Source organism: Corynebacterium ureicelerivorans, assembly GCF_000747315.1.
Classification (GTDB): domain Bacteria; phylum Actinomycetota; class Actinomycetes; order Mycobacteriales; family Mycobacteriaceae; genus Corynebacterium; species Corynebacterium mucifaciens.
This window is the reverse complement of the sequence record NZ_CP009215.1, coordinates 393113-412190: the sequence shown is the minus strand read 5'-3', so window position 1 is coordinate 412190 and position 19078 is coordinate 393113. Positions and strand designations below refer to the sequence as shown.

Annotated in this window: 18 protein-coding genes and 1 pseudogene; 10 read left to right on the top strand and 9 right to left on the bottom strand. The window is 63.2% G+C overall.

Translation table 11 applies throughout. The features are described from left to right. Positions 1-41 precede the first annotated feature (41 nt). Entirely contained in the window at positions 42-401 is a 360-nt protein-coding gene (cmtR, locus tag CUREI_RS02110) for a Cd(II)/Pb(II)-sensing metalloregulatory transcriptional regulator CmtR (protein WP_038609897.1), read from the top strand. Beyond that, on the top strand, positions 398-2290 hold the full coding sequence (locus CUREI_RS02105; RefSeq protein WP_038609894.1) for a heavy metal translocating P-type ATPase: 1893 nt from the start codon (positions 398-400) through the stop codon (positions 2288-2290). The genes cmtR and CUREI_RS02105 overlap by 4 nt, the downstream gene beginning before the upstream one ends. A 39-nt stretch (positions 2291-2329) precedes the next feature. On the opposite strand, the gene trpS is transcribed toward CUREI_RS02105, so the two are convergent. Further along, a complete protein-coding gene (gene trpS / locus CUREI_RS02100; RefSeq protein ID WP_038609891.1) occupies positions 2330-3337 on the bottom strand; it encodes a tryptophan--tRNA ligase in 1008 nt (335 codons plus the stop codon). 550 nt (positions 3338-3887) lie between these two features. Here trpS and CUREI_RS12415 point away from each other — a divergent pair. After that, a complete protein-coding gene (locus tag CUREI_RS12415; protein WP_158407442.1) occupies positions 3888-4049 on the top strand; it encodes a hypothetical protein in 162 nt (53 codons plus the stop codon). 123 nt (positions 4050-4172) lie between these two features. On the opposite strand, the gene bsaP is transcribed toward CUREI_RS12415, so the two are convergent. The 4 genes from bsaP to CUREI_RS02080 form a co-directional block, all read right to left on the bottom strand. Further along, positions 4173-4376 carry a biotin synthase auxiliary protein BsaP gene (gene bsaP / locus CUREI_RS02095; protein ID WP_038609887.1) on the bottom strand — a complete coding sequence of 68 codons (204 nt, stop codon included), beginning with the start codon at positions 4374-4376 and terminating at the stop codon, positions 4173-4175. Positions 4377-4387: 11 nt separating this feature from the next. Then, positions 4388-5452 carry a biotin synthase BioB gene (bioB, locus tag CUREI_RS02090; RefSeq protein ID WP_038609883.1) on the bottom strand — a complete coding sequence of 355 codons (1065 nt, stop codon included), beginning with the start codon at positions 5450-5452 and terminating at the stop codon, positions 4388-4390. Between the two features lie 93 nt (positions 5453-5545). Then, positions 5546-5986, bottom strand: a complete 441-nt coding sequence (locus CUREI_RS02085; protein WP_038609880.1) for a hypothetical protein — start codon at positions 5984-5986, stop codon at positions 5546-5548. Next, positions 5983-6906, bottom strand: a complete 924-nt coding sequence (locus CUREI_RS02080) for an exodeoxyribonuclease III (protein ID WP_038609876.1) — start codon at positions 6904-6906, stop codon at positions 5983-5985. The genes CUREI_RS02085 and CUREI_RS02080 overlap by 4 nt, the downstream gene beginning before the upstream one ends. A 60-nt stretch (positions 6907-6966) precedes the next feature. On the opposite strand from CUREI_RS02080, the gene CUREI_RS02075 reads away from it, so the two are divergent. After that, positions 6967-9150 carry an NADP-dependent isocitrate dehydrogenase gene (locus tag CUREI_RS02075; RefSeq protein WP_038609873.1) on the top strand — a complete coding sequence of 728 codons (2184 nt, stop codon included), beginning with the start codon at positions 6967-6969 and terminating at the stop codon, positions 9148-9150. A 78-nt stretch (positions 9151-9228) separates the two neighbouring features. Here the strand turns inward: CUREI_RS02075 and CUREI_RS02070 are convergent, their stop codons facing one another. From CUREI_RS02070 to CUREI_RS11520, 3 genes and pseudogenes are all read right to left on the bottom strand, one after another. Next, positions 9229-9435 (bottom strand): pilus assembly protein TadG-related protein, encoded by a 207-nt coding sequence (locus CUREI_RS02070; RefSeq protein WP_038609869.1) that lies wholly within the window; start codon positions 9433-9435, stop codon positions 9229-9231. Between the two features lie 173 nt (positions 9436-9608). Further along, a pseudogene (locus CUREI_RS02065) lies at positions 9609-10998 on the bottom strand (phosphoenolpyruvate carboxylase). Positions 10999-11297: 299 nt separating this feature from the next. Then, positions 11298-11957 (bottom strand): HAD family hydrolase, encoded by a 660-nt coding sequence (locus tag CUREI_RS11520; protein ID WP_051952138.1) that lies wholly within the window; start codon positions 11955-11957, stop codon positions 11298-11300. 193 nt (positions 11958-12150) lie between these two features. Between CUREI_RS11520 and CUREI_RS02055 the strand changes: the two genes are divergently transcribed. From CUREI_RS02055 to metX, 6 genes are all read left to right on the top strand, one after another. Beyond that, on the top strand, positions 12151-13287 hold the full coding sequence (locus tag CUREI_RS02055) for an ABC transporter substrate-binding protein (protein WP_069202875.1): 1137 nt from the start codon (positions 12151-12153) through the stop codon (positions 13285-13287). After that, complete coding sequence (locus CUREI_RS02050; protein WP_201773334.1) at positions 13287-14237, top strand: ABC transporter permease; 951 nt, start codon at positions 13287-13289, stop codon at positions 14235-14237. Before CUREI_RS02055 ends, CUREI_RS02050 begins: the two co-directional genes overlap by 1 nt. Continuing rightward, on the top strand, positions 14222-15076 hold the full coding sequence (locus CUREI_RS02045; RefSeq protein WP_051952137.1) for an ABC transporter permease: 855 nt from the start codon (positions 14222-14224) through the stop codon (positions 15074-15076). Before CUREI_RS02050 ends, CUREI_RS02045 begins: the two co-directional genes overlap by 16 nt. A 2-nt stretch (positions 15077-15078) precedes the next feature. After that, positions 15079-16230, top strand: coding sequence for an ABC transporter ATP-binding protein (locus CUREI_RS02040; protein WP_038609862.1), 1152 nt, complete (start codon positions 15079-15081; stop codon positions 16228-16230). 30 nt (positions 16231-16260) lie between these two features. Next, positions 16261-17127: an alkaline phosphatase family protein gene (locus CUREI_RS11885; protein ID WP_084768093.1), complete on the top strand. Its 867-nt coding sequence runs from the start codon at positions 16261-16263 to the stop codon at positions 17125-17127. 117 nt (positions 17128-17244) lie between these two features. Then, the gene (metX, locus tag CUREI_RS02030) at positions 17245-18402 is read left to right on the top strand and encodes a homoserine O-acetyltransferase MetX (protein WP_051952136.1); all 1158 of its coding nucleotides are present in this window, start codon (positions 17245-17247) and stop codon (positions 18400-18402) included. Positions 18403-18406: 4 nt separating this feature from the next. Here metX and CUREI_RS02025 read toward each other — a convergent pair whose 3' ends face one another. Continuing rightward, positions 18407-19075: a metallophosphoesterase family protein gene (locus CUREI_RS02025; protein WP_051952135.1), complete on the bottom strand. Its 669-nt coding sequence runs from the start codon at positions 19073-19075 to the stop codon at positions 18407-18409. Between the last annotated feature and the right edge of the window lie 3 nt (positions 19076-19078).

The following is a 19078-nucleotide window of genomic DNA, read 5'->3' as shown; positions in this document are numbered from 1 at the left end:
TCAATTCTGTATGGTTCAGTAAATACTGTACAGTTCAGCGCATGCTGACTATTGCTTCACGCCTCGACGTCATGAACCGGCTCGGCCGGGCCATGACGGATCCGACGCGTTCCAGAATCCTGATGACACTACTCGACGGCCCGAGCTACCCGGCCGTACTCTCGCACGACCTGGACCTGACCCGCTCAAACGTCTCGAACCACCTGACCTGCCTGCGTGACTGCGGCATCGTCGTTGCCGAGCCGGAGGGCCGCAAGACACGCTACGAAATCGCCGATCCGCACCTCGCGGCAGCGCTCAACGCGCTGGTGAACGCGACGTTGGCTGTCGACGAAAACGCCCCGTGCATCGACCCTGAATGCTCGGTGCCCGGCTGCGGCGAGAAGGGAGCGAACGCATGAGCTCGGCGTGTGGATGCGAACACGAACCCGCCACGGAGATCGAAGAGCTCGATCGGCCATGGTGGAAGGACCCCGAGTTGCTACTGCCGATCTTCTCCGGCGTAGCCCTCTGCATAGGTCTGGCGCTGAACTGGTCCGGGCTAGAGACACCCGCGACAATACTGTTCTGGGTCGGCCTGCTGCTAGGGGCGTATACGTTCGCACCCGGCGCGATCCGGAACCTTGTCACGAAGCGCAAGCTCGGCATTGGTTTGCTGATGACGATCAGCGCGGTCGGCGCGGTAATCCTCGGTTACGTCGGAGAGGCCGCGGCGCTAGCGTTCCTGTACTCGATCGCCGAGGCGCTGGAAGACAAGGCTATGGACCGGGCACAGGGCGGACTGCGGGCACTGTTGAAGTTGGTACCGCAGACCGCGACGGTGCTGCGCGACGGCACGTCGGTCGAGGTCGCAGCGAAGGACCTCGTGGCTGGCGAGCTGATGCTCGTGCGCCCCGGAGAGCGGATCGCCACGGACGGCATCATTCGGTCTGGGCGCTCCAGCCTTGACACCTCAGCGATCACCGGAGAATCCATTCCGGAGGAGGTTGCGCCCGGCGACGAGGTGCCCGCGGGAGCGATCAACTCCGCCGGTGTGCTGGAAGTCGAGACGACCGCAGCTGGAACGGACAACTCGCTCACCACACTCGTGGACCTGGTCGAGCAGGCGCAGGCGGAAAAGGGCGACCGCGCCCGGATCGCCGACCGGATTGCCCAACCCCTAGTGCCCGGGGTGATGATCCTGGCGGTGCTGGTCGGCGTGATCGGCTCGCTGCTGGGCGACCCCGAGACGTGGATCACCCGTGCGTTGGTGGTTCTGGTCGCAGCGTCGCCGTGCGCGCTGGCAATCTCCGTGCCGCTGACGGTCGTGGCCGCGATCGGCGCGGCCAGCCAGTTCGGCGTGGTCATCAAGTCCGGCGCGGCGTTCGAGCGGCTCGGCGGCATCCGTCACCTGGCGGTGGACAAGACCGGAACCCTCACCCGCAACCAGCCCGAGGTTACCGGCGTGGTCCCGGCAGACGGGTTCGATCGGGCTCAGGTGCTTGCTTTCGCGGCGGCAGTTGAGCAGCAATCGACGCACCCCCTCGCCGCGGCGATCGCGGCAGCGAGGCCCGAAGCGCCCGCCGCCCTGGACATCAGCGAGGAAGCCGGGCATGGCATCGGCGGCACCGTCGAAGGCCGACGGGTGCTGGTGGGCAGCCCCCGGTGGATCGACGCCGGGCCACTGAAGGCAGACGTTGAGCGCATGGAATCCGAGGGCCAGACCTGCGTCCTGGTCACCGTCGATGACACCCTCGCCGGAGCGATCGGGGTCCGCGACGAGCTGCGGCCCGAGGTGCCCGAAGCCGTGCAGACCCTGCGCGCCAACGACGTGGAAGTGAGCATGCTCACCGGCGACAACACTCGCACCGCCCGAGCGCTGGCTGAAATCGCCGGAATCGACGACGTGCGCGCCGAGCTGCGCCCTGAGGACAAGGCAAGCATCGTCGCTGAATTCTCCTCCAAGACACCGACGGCGATGATCGGCGACGGCATCAACGACGCGCCGGCACTGGCGGGCGCGACGGTGGGCATAGCGATGGGAGCGACCGGCTCTGACGCCGCGATCGATTCCGCTGACGTCGCCTTCACCGGCCACGACCTCCGACTGATCCCGCAAGCGCTGCAGCACGCCCGCCGAGGCAGCAGGATCATCAACCAGAACATCGTGCTGTCTCTGGCCATCATCATCGTGTTGATGCCGCTTGCGATCAGCGGCGTGCTGGGCCTGGCTGCGGTCGTGTTGGTTCACGAGGTCGCTGAAGTCATCGTCATCTTGAACGGCCTGCGGGCCGCACGAACAAAGCGCTGAGGCTACGCCGGAAGCGGACCCCGGCCTCGCCGCGCGCCCCTAGCGCTTCGGAGCGAGGAAGCCGACCTTGTCGTACACGTCGGCCAGAAGCGGGGCCGCTACTTCGCGAGCGCGCTCCGCGCCACGGGCGAGAATCGCTTCGAGCTCACCGCGGTCGCTCATCAGCTCGTCGTAGCGGGCGCGAAGCGGCGTCGTGAAGCTTTCGAGCGCATCCGCGGTGTCCACCTTCAGAGCACCGTAGCCTTGGCCCTCGTAGCCAGCGACGATCTCCTCGACCGGCTTGCCGGTGAGCGCCGACTGGATCACCAGCAGGTTAGAAACGCCCGGCTTGTTCTCCTTGTCGTAGGCGATCACGCCGTCGTTGTCGGTGACGGCGGACCGGATCCGCTTCGCGGACGTCTTCGGCTCGTCCAGCAGGTTCACGATGCCCTTTGGGTTCGAGCCCGACTTGGACATCTTGGAGGTGGGATCCTGCAGGTCGTAGATCTTCGCCGCGCCCTCCACGATCATGCCCTCTGGCACGGTGAAGGTGGTGCCGTACCGGGTGTTGAAGCGCTCCGCGAGGTTGCGCGTGAGCTCGAGGTGCTGCCGCTGATCCTCCCCCACTGGCACGAGCTGCGGGGAATACAGCAAGATATCCGCGGCCATGAGCACCGGGTAGGTGAATAGGCCAACGGAGGTGCGGTCCTGGCCCTGCTTGGCGGACTTGTCTTTGAACTGCGTCATGCGGCTGGCTTCGCCGAAGCCGGTCAGGCACTGCAGCACCCAGGTCAGCTCCGCGTGCTCCGGAACGTGGGACTGCACGAAGAGCGTCGAGCGCTCCGGGTCGATGCCCAGCGCGATGAGCTGCGCGCAGCCGGCGAGGGTGCGGTGGCGCAGCTCCTTGGGGTTTTGGTCCACCGTGATCGCGTGCAGGTCCGGAATGAAGTAGAAGGCCTCGTAGCCGTCTTGTAGGTCGATCCACTGCTTCAGCGCACCGAGGTAGTTACCCAGGTGGTAGGAGTCGGCGGTGGGCTGGATTCCGGAGAGCACGCGTTGCAGTGACATGCCCGAAGTCTAGCTTGTCTGATGCGCCTCCCCTCAAGGAAGCTTGCAGTAAGCTGAACCACACAAGTACGGGGTCCCAGGGGGAGATATGAGAAATGGATCTGAGAAATATCAAAAGTTCGAAACGCAGGCCCTTCCCTGGGTAGTTACGAGCGTATCGGTAGGTACCTCAGTAGCCTTTGCAGTTGCGCTCTCGGCAAGCACTCCGGACGCCGCCAAAGCAGTCTTGGACTTTGCTGCCAAACTCTTGGGCCCGATGGGCGCAGCTGCGATTGCCTGGGCCGGAGTGCATCACACCATTCGTAATACGCGCAGACAAGACGAGCTGAAAGTGCTGGGCAGCAGATCTGTGTTCGTCCAGCAGCCCCGGGGCAGTAGCAATAGGTGTAGCTACCTTAGATTCAATCGATGGTTTGCCCTTCCTGGGAGAACAGCAACAGTCCCTCATTGACCAGATACTGGAAGCCGTAGTGGAAAGCGACGGTGATTCGTTACAATCAGGGGACGAACACGTTAACTCAGGCTCGCATTATCAGGAGGAGGCGCGACAATGACGACCATTTCTCATACACCGAAGCGTCGCGCCAACGCTTCCTCGGTGAAGAAAGACCGAGGGAAGATTGCTGCTGCAAAGCTGATTATCAAGCGAAACAACGAAGGCAAAGGAAACGTGGAAATCACTCAGCGAATTCGCGACCTCGCCAATTCGTAGTTTCGCTTTCCGCGTGAACCAGATAAACCAGGTAAACCAGGTATTGCACCCGCATACCTGGTTTCTATTTGCCCTGCTCAATGCCGCTCCGCGCCCGCCCTACACCCGGGCCATGAACCGGCACTACTTCTCCACCCACTCGGAACGCAACAGGCCGTGGCGCGAGCAGGCCGCCTCCCACGCCATCGGTGAAATCTTCACCACCATCCGGCGCTGGCACAGGGGGCAGACGCGCGGGGCATCGTACGGCCGGTCCGGGTTGAGCGGCCAGGCGATCTCGCCGGACAAGACGGCGTCGGCGAGATCGGTGTTGTCGGGGATCTTCATCAGGTGGAAGATTACAGCGACTTGATGGTGTCGTAGAGCACGCCGTGGCCGGAGTTGGCCTTCTGGCCCACCGGGGTGATGTTCAGGTTCAGCCCCGGGCGGGCGCCGCCTTCCATCACGCGGTCCACCGCGTCGCGGTCCTGCTCCATCGGGCGGCCGAACGTGGTCAGGTAGTTGCCGCCGATAATCGCGTTGGCGCCGCCCATGAGGCCGGCCTCGGTACCGTCGTCGCCAAGCGCGAGCTCGGTGCCGCCGGCGAAGCGCAGCTGGGTCGCCGGCATCGCCAGGCGGAAGGCCGCCACCGCGCGAAGGGCCTCGCCCTGCGGGACCAGCGGACGGTCGGCGAACGGGGTGCCGGGGCGCGGGTCGAGGAAGTTCATCGGCACCTCGTGCGGCTGGATCTCCGCCAGCTGGACAGCGAACTCGGCGCGCTGCTCGATGCTCTCGCCCAGACCGATGATGCCGCCGCAGCAAGTCTCCATGCCTTCTGCCAGCACGTTCTCCAGGGTCTCCTTGCGCTCTTGCCAGGTGTGGGTGGTCACCACGTTGGGGAAGAAGCTCTCGGCGGTTTCAAAGTTGTGGTTGTAGCGGGACACGCCCATCTTGGCCAGCTGGTGCGCCTGGTCGCGGGTGAGAATACCCAGGGACGCGGAGATGGAGATGTCCACCTCGTCCTGGATGGCGGTCACGGCCTCGGCGACCTGGTCGAGCAGCTGCTGGGTCGGCCCCTTCACCGCGGCGACGATGCAGAACTCGGACGCGCCCATCTTCTCGGACTGCTTCGCGGCCTCGACCAGCTCGTTGATGTCCAGCGTGACCGCGCGCACCGGGGACTCGAACAAACCGGACTGGGAGCAGAAGTGGCAGTCCTCGGGGCAGCCGCCCGTCTTCAGGGAGATGATGCCCTCCAGAGACACGTCCACGCCGCAGTGCTTGATACGCACCTGGTGCGCCAGATCGAGCAGTTCCGGCAGGCGCTCATCCTCGATGTTGAGGATTTGCACGAGCTCCTCTTTGTTCAGGCCTTCGCCCTTCTCCAGAGCCTTCTCGCGTGCGATTTCAAGGATGTCAGTCATGGTGCTGCACTCCGTTCTTCGTGTTCCACTTCACAAGCGAGAGTCAGTGTAACCGGTTGTTGAACGGCGTTCAGCTAAATGGCCCGGATTATGTCATTCCACCGGGATCCGGGTGAGATCCTCCACGTCAACGCCGCGCTCCCCGACCAGGGTCCACGTGCCTTCGCGGTGCTCGAAGTCGAGCTCCTCCTTGGTCACCTCGCGGATCTCGTCGCGGTTGTCCCCGCACAGGTCCACCTCGTCGCGCTTGTACGTCTCGGCGAGGATGGCGCTGTCGAAGCGCTGCTGGATCATCCAATTCTCATCGTCTTCAGGCTCGTCCAGGACGTCCCTGCCAAAGACGTCGCTCACCGCAGCGTCGTCACTGGTGCACACCACAAACAGGCTTTTGGCGGACGGATACGCCTCAGCTAGATCCACGGTCGCGGTGTTGGATTTCCCGTCGAGCGCGTCGTCGAGCGTGTTGGCGTCCTGTGAACATGCGACCAGAAGCATGACCGGCGCCACAATTGCAGCGAATTTAACCTTGTTCACACTTCTTCACGGTACTCCACCAGCAGCGGCGAGTGGTCAGACCAACGCTGCTCCACCGCCGGCGCCTTGTCCACCCAGGTGCGTTCCGCACGCCGCAGCATGTTCTCTGTGGCCGCTTGGACGTCGATGCGCCAGCCCGCGTTGTTGTTGAAGGCCTGGCCGCGGAACGTCCACCAGGTGTACGGCGCGTCCTCCGGCTGCAGCCTGCGGGCCACGTCGAACCACCTCGGGGAGCCGCTTGCTTCTCGACGCCTATCGGCCGCGTACTCCACAGCGCCCGCCCACACCAAATCGGCCTTCGCCTCCGCGTCCTGCGGCTGCTCATCCGGGAAGGTGCCGAACACGGCGTCCATGAACGCGCGCTCATGGGGCAGGAACCCGGACTTCTTGGTGTTGGTCTTCCAGTTTTTCAGGTCCTCGCGGCGGTGGCAGATGTTCCAGTCCCCACCGATGACCATGTCCGGGTACTCCCCCGCCCACCGTTCCAGCATGGGCTCGAACTCGTCCAAAAAACGGTACTTCAAGTCCTGCTTCGCGGTGCCCGCGGACCCCGACGGCAGGTACAGCGACCCCACGCGGGTGCCGTCGGGCAGTGTGGCCGCGATGAAGCGCCCGGCATCTTCGAAGCGGGGAATGCCGGAGGTGACGTCGTTAAGCGGGGTGCGCGAGAGGATACCCACGCCAGCGCGCCCCTTCGCACCGGGGGCCTCCGCGGGCGCGACGGCGAGGTGCCACCCCTTTTCGAGCGCGGGTGCCAGGGCCTCGCGCGACTGCTTCTCCGTGGCGCGCACCTCCTGCATCAGCACCACGTCGGCCGGGGTCTCGGTAAGCCAGGCCAGCATGCCCGGGTTGTCCTCGTTGCGGATTTTGGTGGCGGCGCGGATGCCGTTGACGTTGACCGACGCAATTGTGAGACTCATGTGTGATGACCCTAGTAGTCTGGTTGGCTGAAGTCAGACACCTTAAACCTGAGGAGCATTATGGCGAAGATCATTTGGACCCGCACCGACGAAGCGCCGCTGTTGGCGACGTACTCCCTGAAGCCGATCGTGGAGGCGTTCGCGTCCCGCGCCGGCATCGACGTGGATACCGCCGACATTTCGCTGGCTGGCCGCATCTTGGCGCAGTTCCCGGATCGCCTTGGCGACAAGAAGGTCGACGACGCGCTCGCTCAGCTCGGTGAGCTGGCGAAGACGCCGGAGGCCAACATCATCAAGCTGCCGAACATCTCCGCTTCCCTGGTGCAGCTGAAGAAGGCCATCGCCGAGCTGCAGGCCGCAGGCTTCGACATCCCGGACTACGAGGACGCGCAGGAGAAGTACGACGCAGTGAAGGGCTCCGCTGTGAACCCGGTGCTGCGCGAGGGCAACTCCGACCGCCGCGCTCCGGAGGCCGTGAAGAACTACACCAAAAAGCACCCGCACTCCATGGGCGAGTGGTCCTCCGACTCGAAGACCAACGTGGCCACCATGGACGCCGGCGACTTCCGCCACAACGAGCAGTCCGTGATCATGCCGGACGCCGACACCCTGACCATCAAGCTCGTCACCGCAGACGGCGAGCAGGTGCTCAAGGACGGCCTGAAGGTGGAGGCCGGCGAGGTCATCGACGGCACCTACATGTCCGCTCGCGCGTTGGACGCCTTCCTGCTCGACGCCGTGCAGCGCGCCAAGGACGAGGGCGTGCTCTTCTCCGCGCACCTGAAGGCCACCATGATGAAGGTCTCCGACCCGATCATCTTCGGCCACGTCGTGCGCGCCTACTTCAAGGACATCTACGACAAGTACGGCGACGAGCTGCTGGCAGCAGGCCTGGATGGCGAGAACGGCCTGGGCGCGATTTACGACGGCCTGGCTTCGCTGGAGAACGGCGAGGAGATCCGCGCCGCATTCGACAAGGCCATGCAAGACGGCCCGGCACTGGCGCAGGTGAACTCCGCCAAGGGCATCACCAACCTGCACGTGCCGTCCGACGTGATCATCGACGCCTCCATGCCGGCGATGATCCGCACCTCCGGCCACATGTGGAACGCCGACGATCAGGAGCAGGACACCCTCGCGGTCATCCCGGACTCCTCCTACGCCGGCGTGTACCAGACCGTGATCGATGACTGCCGTGCCAACGGCGCCTACGACCCGACCACCATGGGCACCGTCCCGAACGTGGGCCTGATGGCCAAGAAGGCCGAGGAGTACGGCTCCCACGACAAGACCTTCAAGATCCCGGCCGACGGCAAGGTCCAGGTTGTGAACTCCGCCGGCGACGTGCTGATCGAGCACGACGTCGAGGCCGGCGACATCTGGCGCGCATGCCAGACCAAGGACGCCCCGATCCAGGACTGGGTCAAGCTGGCCGTCAACCGCGCACGCCTGTCCGGCATGAAGACCATCTTCTGGCTGGATGAGGAGCGCGCCCACGACCGCAACCTGATCGAGTTGGTGCAGAAGTACCTGGCCGACCACGACACCGAGGGCCTGGACATCTCCATCGCCTCCCCGGTCGAGGCCACCCGCGAGTCGGTGGAGCGCATCCGCCGCGGCGAGGACACCATCTCCGTCACCGGCAACGTGCTGCGCGACTACAACACCGACCTGTTCCCGATCCTGGAGCTGGGCACCTCCGCGAAGATGCTCTCCGTGGTGCCGCTGATGGCTGGCGGCGGCCTGTTCGAGACCGGTGCCGGCGGCTCCGCCCCGAAGCACGTCCAGCAGGTTGAGGCGGAAAACCACCTGCGCTGGGATTCCCTCGGCGAGTACCTCGCGCTGGCCGAGTCCTTCCGCCACGAGAAGAACACCAACGGCAACGACAAGGCTGGCGTGCTCGCCGACGCCTTGGATGCCGCCACCGAGAAACTTCTCGACGAAGGCAAGTCCCCGTCCCGCAAGGTCGGCGAAATCGACGACCGCGGCTCCCACTTCTGGCTCTCCCTGTACTGGGCCGAGGCACTGGCGGCCCAGTCCGACGACGCCGAGCTGGCCTCCGTGTTCGGCCCGATTGCCGAGGAGCTGCGCGCCAACGCCGATGCGATTGACAAGGAGCTCCTGGACGCCCAGGGCAACGCTGCCGACCTCGGCGGCTACTACTGGCCGGACGAGGAAAAGACCTCCGCGGTCATGCGCCCGTCCGCAACCTTCAACAAGATCATCGACGAACTGGAGAAGTAGCTCGCTGATCTCAATCGGCCGGCTAGGGCTTTGCGCCCTGGCCGGCCGTTTTTGTTGCGCTGTAGTTTGCCTGAGCGGCTAATCCGCCTCCGGGTGGAAGGAGTAGTCCCCGGTCCAAGGGTTGTGGATCTGAACTTCGTAGCCGATCCCCCGCTCAGCAGCGCTGTCCAAAAGCGCCTGCAGCTCCTTCGCATTGAAGTAGCTCTTGGTCAATGCAAGCCCAGCGGCGATCAACGCAAGAAGTAGCACAAGCCCAATCACGCTCGCGATAGTGGTGCGGTTCAAGATCAGCCCTTTCCGGTATGGGTGCTCCCCGCAGCGTAGTGGCGAACCACCCGGAGAGCCAGGGACTTTCGTACCTTTCTCTGGCATCCGACGGGTGGGCCCGTACGGTCGCACTCTTTCTTGCTTCTGAAGCGGGTTGCAGGGGATCCACCCAGCGCCCCAGCCGCAGAAACCTACCCCGCGTTGCGCAGCGCTGTGGCCAGCCTGTTGATGGTGACATGGATCGTCTTGGAGACGAGGAACGTCTCATCGTCGGCGCGGTAGCGGCGCAGCAGCTCGAGCTGGACGGCGTTGAGCGGCAGCAGGTAGGGGTAGCGTCGCTTCAGGGAGCGGGCCTGGCGCTGGTTCTCGGCAACCAGATCCGTGTGCCCGGTGATGCGGAAGTAGACCTGCTGGGGTGCGCTCGAATTCTTCGGCGATGAGCCCGTACACCGCTGAGCGCAGGCGGTTAAGCCGGTCGTCGGCGATGATGGTGCCGCCGCGAGCGCGCAGCGAGGCGTCGATCACGTCCAAGTCGGCAAGCAGTTCGCCGGGGTCCGCATACGGCAAATGTTCGCCGGTTCTCGGCTCCCCGGCGAGCTGATCGCGAGTGGCGGCGACGCGGTGGCGGATGCCGTAGATGGCGCGGCGGTAGGGCTCGTCGACGCGGGACTCGGCGGTGTTGTTGGCGGCGTCGGCAAGCTCGGAAAGCTCCTCCGAGCAGGTGGGGTAGCGGTCTGAGAGGGACAGCTCACGCTCCAACTCGCCCAGCTCGTCGACGTAGTGGCTAAACGCGGTGTCGGCGGCCCGGCGGGTGGCGTAGGTGAGCGTTTTGGCGTTGACGTAGGGGTTGCCGTCGTGGTCGCCGCCGATCCAAGAACCGGGGCGCATCACGGGGGTAAGGGCGAGATCGCGGTCGAAGGTGTCGCGCAGCTCGTAGCGGATCGCGCGGTCGAGGGCCGGGATCTGCTCGAGCAGGGAGAGTTTGTAGTAGCGCAGACCGACGTCAATTTCGACCTCAAGGCGCGGGCGCGCGATACGGATAAGCGCGGTCTGCCACATCAGCGTCATGCGAAGTTCCATCTCGCGTTCGATAGCTGCCGGGTCGGCGCCGGCGCGGAGTTCGCTCAGCAGGCGCTTAATGTGGGTCTGGGTGTCAAAGACGGTGCGGCGACGGGTCTCAGTCGGGTGTGCGGTGAGCACCGGGGCAACCTGCGCCCCGCTGATGAGTTCGGCGACCTTGTCAGCGTCCACACCGCTGTCTTTCAGATGCGTGAAGGTGGTGCGTAGCGAGACCGGTGCGGCAGCTTTCTCGTCTTCTAAGTCTTCAACCACGTTGGTCAGCAGCGCGAAGTGGCTTAAAGCGCGTGCAACGAGATTCATTTTGGTGATGTCCATGTCGTGGAAGACTGCGAGCAGGTCTTCCGGGGCGGCGTCCCCGTGGGAGATGTCGAAGGCAGCGCGGCGGGTGGATTCGACCAGGTCGAAGATCTCCTGTCCTTCCTGCTTGGCGATCACACGGTCGAGCACCCGGCCAAGGAGTCGGATGTCTTCACGGACGTGATCGGCGGGCTGGACAGACACGGAGGCGTCCTTCAGGGACGGCGCGACAAGACGTCACGGGCGTGACGTGCTAGTCAAAAGTAGCCAAGTTCCACTCCCCTGCCTCGCGATCGGAGGTCACACTATCGCGAGCTGGGGCATTTGCACTATTCTTTCAGCCCCCAACCCGCAAGATAGACCGCTTGCTGCACAACGGCAGACAAAACGGACTACACCGCATGTCATGACGAACCCAACGCAGCAGTACCCAGGGCGGCGCTATGACCTCAGCGGCTCCTACTGGCCGAGCGCGCCTTTTGGTATTTCTAACAGATGCGGTGCTAGCCCAAATAGGCCCGAGCTGCGTCATCCATCGTTTCAAAGTGCGCGAGTAGACCCTCCGCATCCCGGAGATGTGGCCCGATGCCGACCGCCTTGATTCCCGCAGCAGAAAGCGCCTCGACGCCGGCACGGGAATCTTCGAAACCGACGATCTTCGCCGGATCTATGCCAACCCTGTTCGCTCCCGCGAGGAACCCTTCCGGATCAGGTTTCCCAGCCTGGACATCCTCAATGGTGACGCTGCGTTCTCCAAGGTCAGCAAGACCAGCAGCCTCGAGTCCCTTTTTCATCAGCTGGCGAAACGTCCCTGTGACGATAGCGATTTCCTTGCCTTCTTGGCTCAAGCGTCGGACGAACTTCGCTGCCTCGGCTGAAATAGTGGGGCGCTGCTCGATAGCGTCGGCATACGCCGAGCTCAAACGCTCCACTAGTTCGTCTACGTCCTCCGATCCGCGACTCGCAAGCACGCGCTTTGCAATGTCCGGGTCTGAGAGCCCAACCAAGCTGTCGTATTCGTCAGGGGCTAGACCCGCGAAGCCCATTTCCGTGAGCGCGGAATCGTAGGCCGCCTCAAGAATCCACTCGTCATCGCTCAGCGTTCCGTTGTAGTCGAAAAGCACCCCCGCTGCGGTGCGCAGATCCCCTGTATAGGGCTCCATTTGCCCTCCTTTTCTCCAACCGAGTAGCACTAATCCGCTTATTTAACCTGCGTTTTCACCGCAGCACCGAAAGATAATGCCTTGTTCCTCAAAACGACACTTTCCTGAAACCGGAATTTAACAATCAGGTGCAACCTTTCTATCGAGCTGGCAGGCCCTGACCAGCGTTCCGTCCTTTAGGAAAGGTCCCCTAATGTTCCTGAACAAGAAGTCCCGGTCTGTCAAGGTTTTTGCAGCCGGCATTGCTGTCGTCTCCTCCCTCTCCCTCGCAGCTTGCGGCGGCGACAGCTCCAACACGGCTTCGACCGCAAACGTCGGCACGACCGCAGACGAGATTGCTAACCTTGCTGCGGAAGAGGGCGAGGTCCGCCTCATCGCCTACCCGGAGTCTTGGGCTAACTACAAGGGTCACTTCGAGGAGTTCTCCAACAAGTACAACGTCAAGGTCACCGTCGATTCGCCGGACGCATCCTCCGCTGAAGAACTGCAGGCCGTGCAGAACCTCAAGGGCCAGAGCACCCAGCCGGACGTCCTCGATATCGGCTACTCCTTCACCTCCCCGGCAGTGCAGCAGGGCCTCCTCGAGGCCTACAAGCCATCCAACTGGGACGAGATTCCGGACCAGTTCAAGGATCCCGAGGGCAAGTGGGTGTCCGCTTACTACGGTGTGATCGAGTTCGGTGTGAACACCAACAAGGTTAAGGACGTCCCGACATCCTTCAAGGATCTGCTGGACCCGAAGTACAAGGGTCAGATCGCCCTTTCTGGTGACCCGCGCCAGGGTGCTTCCTCCATCGCCGGTGTCTTCGCCGCTTCCCTGGCTAACGGCGGCTCTCTCGACGACATCGAGCCGGGCGTGGCATTCTTCGAGGAGCTCTCCAACTCGGGCAACCTCGTTTCCATCTCCGACCCGGCCGGCGCGCTGACCACCGGTGAGGCTGCAATCGTTCTGGACTGGAACTACAACTGGGCCGGCCGTGAGGAGCAGCTGGAGCGTGATGGTGTGAAGCTGGAGCGCGTCGTTCCGTCCGACGGCGTTTTCGGTAACTTCTACGCTCAGCCGCTGACGATCAACCCGCAGCACCCGAACGCGGGCCGTCTGTGGATCGAGTGGCTCAACTCCGACGAGGGTGCTGAGCAGTACGCTCGCGGTGCCGCTATCCCGACCCGTTTCACTCAGCTGGCCAAGGACGGCAAGCTGTCCCAGGAAGCTCTGGACAAGCTGCCGGACCCGACCATCCTCGAGAAGGTTCAGGTTCCGAGCGTGGAGCAGGGCGACAAGGCTAACCAGGTCATCGCGACCCAGTGGGCACAGCGAGTGCGCAACTAATGTCCAGCGCAATTCCCTCTACTGAGCGCGCGGTCGAACCGCAGTCCGCTCCGGGGACGGATGCGGACGGCAAAATGGAGGAAAAGAAGCGCAAATCGCGTAGCAGCCGCGGGTTCAACCCGGCGGCGCTCGGCGCACTGCCGTACTTCCTCTTCGTGCTTATCTTCCTCATCCTCCCGATCCTGGCAAACACGCTGCGGTCGTTCCAAGACCCGCAAGGTAACTTCTCGTTTTCAACCATGGCCGAGGCCATCGGTCCAAACTACCGCGGGGCGTTCGTTCTGACGTTTAACCTGTCCCTCTTCACCGCTGTGGTCGGTGGATTCTTCGGCGTCATCCTTGCCTGGGCACTAACTCACCAGCAGCGCCCGAAGAAGTTTGCTGCGCTCATCAACAGCTTCTCCGCTCTCGCTGCTCAATCGGGTGGTGTTGGTCTGGCGTACGCCTTCATCGCGCTGCTCGGCACCGAGGGCCTGCTCACCGTCGCCATTTCCCAGGGATGGCCCGGCTTCCGTGATGGTTTCTCCCTCACCAACTTCTGGGGTGTGTCTCTGGTGTACCTGTACTTCCAGATCCCCCTGATGGCGACGCTGATGCTGCCCGCAATGCAAGGCGTGCGCAAGGAATGGTACGACGCTGCTTCCTCGCTGGGCGCAACGCGCAGCCAGTACATCAAGGACGTAGTCATCCCGGTTCTCTGGCCGGCGATGCTCGGTGCTCTCCTGCTCCTCTTCGCAAACGCATTCGCAGCCTACGCAACGGCGTACGCGCTGGCCGGCGGTTCCCTCAACCTGGTGCCGATCCTCATCGGCTTCTTCATCAGCGGCAACGTGCTGCTCAACCCTGGACTCGCCGCGGCCCTGGTGACCTGGATGATGATAATCATCATCGCGGCCATGCTGCTCCGCGTCGCTCTCACCCGAAGGAGTGAACAGTGGCTCAGCCAGTAACCATCGCACCGGCCGAGGAGGTCACCGACCCGACCGCGGCCAAGCCGAAGCGCGTCGACAACGCGAACAAGACCTCGGGTGCCTCGATGGCAATCCTCGTCGTGGCCGCTCTTTACTTCGCGCTCCCCTGGGTCGCCGCTGCGATCTTCGGTTTCACCCGCCCCGGCACAGGATTTACCACCGATCCCCTAGCCGAGACACTCACCCACCCCCGCGCTGGCGGAGCAATCACGAACACCCTGCTGCTTACCGTTGCTACGACGGTGCTGATGCTGGTACTGCTCGTTCCCACCATCATCTTCCTCAACCTCAAAGCTCCGAAGATGGCAAAGTGGGCGGAATTCCTCTCCGTTCTTCCGCTAGTCGTACCCGCGGTCGCACTAGTCAACGGCGTATCCGTGTTCTTCCGACCGATCGCTCCAGGTGTGCTGACCTCGATGTGGATTCTGGTTCCGCTCTACGTGATCAACGCCCTGCCGCTGTGCTACCGCGCGATTGATGCCGGTGTGAAGGCCCTCGATCTACGCACGATGTTCTCTGCGTCATCGTCACTCGGCGCTACCACCTGGCAGACGCTTACCGGCGTCGTCCTCCCGAACCTTCGCGTCGCAATGCTTTCTGCATCGCTGCTTTGTATTGCCATGGTGATCTCGGAATACGCAATCGCATCCCTCCTCCTCCACTACACCTTCCCCGTGTACATGGTGGAAATTTCCAGGACGAACCCACGCGGTATCGCCGCACTCTCCATGTTCGTGATGATCGTCACCTGGCTGCTACTCAGCGCGATTTCGGCGGCATCCAACATCTCCATGAAGAAGAATAGGAAGACCGTTTAATCATGTCTGAGCCTTTTGTGATCCTGCGGGATCTTGTGAAGTCGTACGGCGACAAAACCGTTCTGCGCAACTTCAACCTGTCCATCGGTCAGGGCGAAATGGTTGCACTGCTCGGCCCTTCTGGCTGCGGTAAGTCGACGTCTCTGAAGATTTTGGCCGGCCTTGAGCAGGCCGACGGTGGCCAGGTCATCATCAACGGCCGCGAGGTTTCCAACCTCCCGACGCGCAAGCGCAACCTCGGCATCGTGTTCCAGGCGTACTCGCTCTTCCCGCACATGGACGCTGTGGACAACGTAGCTTACGGCCTGAAGATCCGCGGTGTGGATGCCGGTGCTCGCCGTAAGCGCGCAGAAGAGCTCATCGAGCTCGTTGGTCTGCACGAGCACGCCGCGAAGTACCCGGGCCAGATGTCTGGTGGCCAGCAGCAGCGTGTCGCCTTGGCTCGTGCGCTGGCTGTTGAGCCGGAAGTGCTGCTTCTGGACGAGCCGCTGTCCGCCCTCGATGCAAAGGTGCGAGTCCAGCTGCGCGACGAGATCCGCCGCATCCAGCTACAGGAGGGCATTGCCACGCTCATGGTCACCCACGACCAAGAAGAGGCGCTGGTTATGGCTGACCGCATCGGTGTAATGAACCAGGGCGTTATCGCGCAGATCGGCAACCCGACTGAGATTTACCGCCACCCGAACTCCCCGTTCATTTCTTCGTTCGTCGGTATCACGAACCGCGCTCCGGGCATCGTGCGCAACGGCAAGGTAAACGTCATGGATGTTGAGATTGAGATCTCGAACAAAGACATGCCCGTCGCCGAGGGCGAGACCGTCATCGCCCTGCTCCGCCCCGAGGAGATCAACCTGCGAACCGACATTCCGGGTAACTTCACGGTGATGGATGTCCAGCTGCGCGGCATCTTCTCTGCGGTGATGTTGCAACACGATGTCTACCCGGAGCTCATCCGCGTTGATGTCCCGACGCAGCTGGCGGATAACATCCGCCAGGGTCAGCGCACTGCCATCGAACTCACCAACCGGGAAACGGTCGTCGATACGCCGACTCCGAACGAGGCCGAGGTTGCTAAGAAGCTGTACGCTGACCGCCCGCTCGGCACCGCACCAACGCTTCGTGCAGGTGAAACGCGCATCGCGGAACAGCTTTAGAACGACCGCTAGGAGAAAGGACTTGCCTGAATGCTGATCCCGTCTAACGAACCGACCACTCAATCCCCTGAGAACGGGGGTGGCCCCCGTCCGATCCTGATTATCGGACTTGATGGCACCCGTTGGGACCGAGTCACGCTCGAGGGTGTCGGTGAAACGCTTCCACGGTTGGCTGCGGAGGGTGCGTTCTCCCTGATGACCATGGAGGTACCCACGATCTCCGCACCTGGATGGGCATCCATCCTTACTGGAGCATCTCACGCGTCGCACGGCATCGTGGACAACTCGATGGTTGGCAGCAACCACTGGCGTTACCCGGATGTTTTGTCTCAGGCGTTCTACCGCGATACCACGACCCGTACCTTCGCGGCCGCTGGATGGCCGGTATTGGTGGATCCCGCTGGCCTCGGCCCGATCATCCACTTCCGCGAGGAGCAGATCAAGGCCGGGTTGCACCGCGTTGTCGCACGCGACGGTGAGACACACGGCTACATCTCTGCAGATGCAGAGTGTGTGGCATACGCGCACGCAGCTCTGCGCGGCCCCGGTTTTGACGCTGGGTTCGTGTACTGCTGCGACGTGGATGACGCAGGTCACGTCTACGGTGCCCTGTCGGGCGATTACAACGAAGCAATTCGTCGCTTGGACGGCCACGTCAGCACCCTCGTTGAGGACGTGAAGTTCCGCTACGAAACCTTCAATGAAGACTGGCTGGTCATCATCACCACGGACCACGGTCACGTGGACGAGGGTGGCCACGGAGGCGACTCCCCGGAAGAGCGAGCATCCTGGGTGATCGCCTGGGCTCCGAGCGGGCACGTACCTGCTTGGGGTGAAAGCATCGAGCCCGTTGAGCTCACCCCGCTGATTCTGAACGAGCGTTACGGCGGCGCATAGCGCGCTAGATCAATGCAAAGAGGCGGCCACCACAATGGTGGCCGTTTTCCTTTTGTCTGAGGAATTTTATCTAGACAGCTTTGTCCAAAAATACGTGCGTTGCCTACCATTGAATCCATGTCCACACGCACCTTGCAGACCGTCCCGAATGGGGGAAGCCCCATTTTGATCCCCATTGGCGACATCACCACCGAGGCCGGCGCGACCATCGTCGGCGCGGAGATCGCCGTGCAGCGCTGGGGCGAGTTCCGGGGGGACCCGAACGGGCGCAACAACGTGTTGTTGGTGGAGCACGCCCTGACCGGCGACTCCCAAGCAACGGACTGGTGGTGCGAGGCCATCGGCCCCGGCAAAGCACTGGATACTGACAAGTGGTGCGTGGTGTGCACAAACGCCATCGGTTCCTGCTACGGATCTACCGGGCCGTCAAGCAAGCACCCGGACGGCGGCACGTGGGGCTCGCGCTTCCCGGCAATCTCCATCCGCGACATGGTCACGGCCGAAGCCGCTGCACTGGATGCCTTGGGCATCGGCCGCGTCCACGCCGTGCTGGGCGGCTCAATGGGCGGTGCACGCACCCTGGAGTGGACACTGTTGTATCCGGAACGGGTGGACTTCGCGCTGGTGCTCGCGGTTTCCGCACGTGCGAGTGCCTGGCAGATCGGCATTCAGACCGCGCAGATCACTTCCATCACCCAGGACCCTGCCTGGCAGGGCGGGGATTACCACGGCACTGGCACCACCCCTGATGCCGGACTGGCCGCCGCGCGCCGCATTGCTCACTTGACCTACCGCGGCGAGCTGGAGATCGACGAACGCTTCGGCACCTCCCCCCAGCCGGGCGAAAATCCGCTGGGTCAGTTCCGCGAGGACGGGCAGCGCTTCTCCGTCCAGAGCTACCTGGAGCACCAAGGGCGCAAGCTCACCGAGCGTTTCGACGCCGGCTGCTACGTCGCACTCACCGAAGCACTCAACCGCCACGACGTTGGCCGCGGACGCGGCGGCTTGAACAAGGCATTGCATTCCATCAACGTGCCCACCATGGTCGTGGGCGTAGACACGGACATCTTGTACCCGTACCACCAGCAGGAGCACCTGTCGCGCAACCTGGGCAACCTGCTGGCGATGGCCAAGCTGTCTTCGCCGGTCGGCCACGACGCGTTTCTGGTGGAGGCGCGCCAGATGGACCGCATTCTGCGCAACTTCATCATGTTGACGGAGCAAACCCCGTCGGGACGCGACCTGGACGCGACGCGCGGGGTCTACGACATTTAGCTGCTTAGAAAACCTCGCTACCGGGCAACGCAGCGATGTTTACCTGCGCCCCTTCAGAAGACGCGAGGTAGGCCTCGCTCATCCCCACCCAGCCGATGAACGGTGCCTCGGCGAGCGTAATCTGCTGGTGCACGTGACCGAGCAGCCAGGCGCCGTACCCGCACGCTTGAAGCTCCTCTAGCGTGCACGGCAAACACTCGTGGTTCGAGTATTCGCCGGTGACGGATGTGTGCAGCAGGCCTAAGTTGGGTACCCCGACAACGGCGGGCGGGAAGTCGGCGACCAGCTGGCGCGGGTCGCGATCCACCTCCACTGCGGCGGTGTGAAGCGCCCACTCCCCCGCCCGAATCGTCTGCGGCTCGACGCCGGCGATTACGACGCCGTCAGGTGTCACGCCGGAGAGATCGTGGTGCACATCGTGGTTGCCGGTGATGAAGATGCAGTCGTCGAAAAGCTTGAGCCCTTCGGCGAAAAAGCGGGTGACCTCGCCGTACGTGGCCTCTGTGTAGCGCTTACGGTCGATGACGTCGCCGAGCATCACTAGGTGGCGTGCGCCCGCGGAGGCACCGCGCTGCAAAGTTTCCAGCGCCCAGTCGATGCCAGGGCCGGTCTTCTTGTCGTTGTGTTGCTTGCGGCCGAGGTGGATGTCGGCAAGGACGAGGATGGGATCCATGCC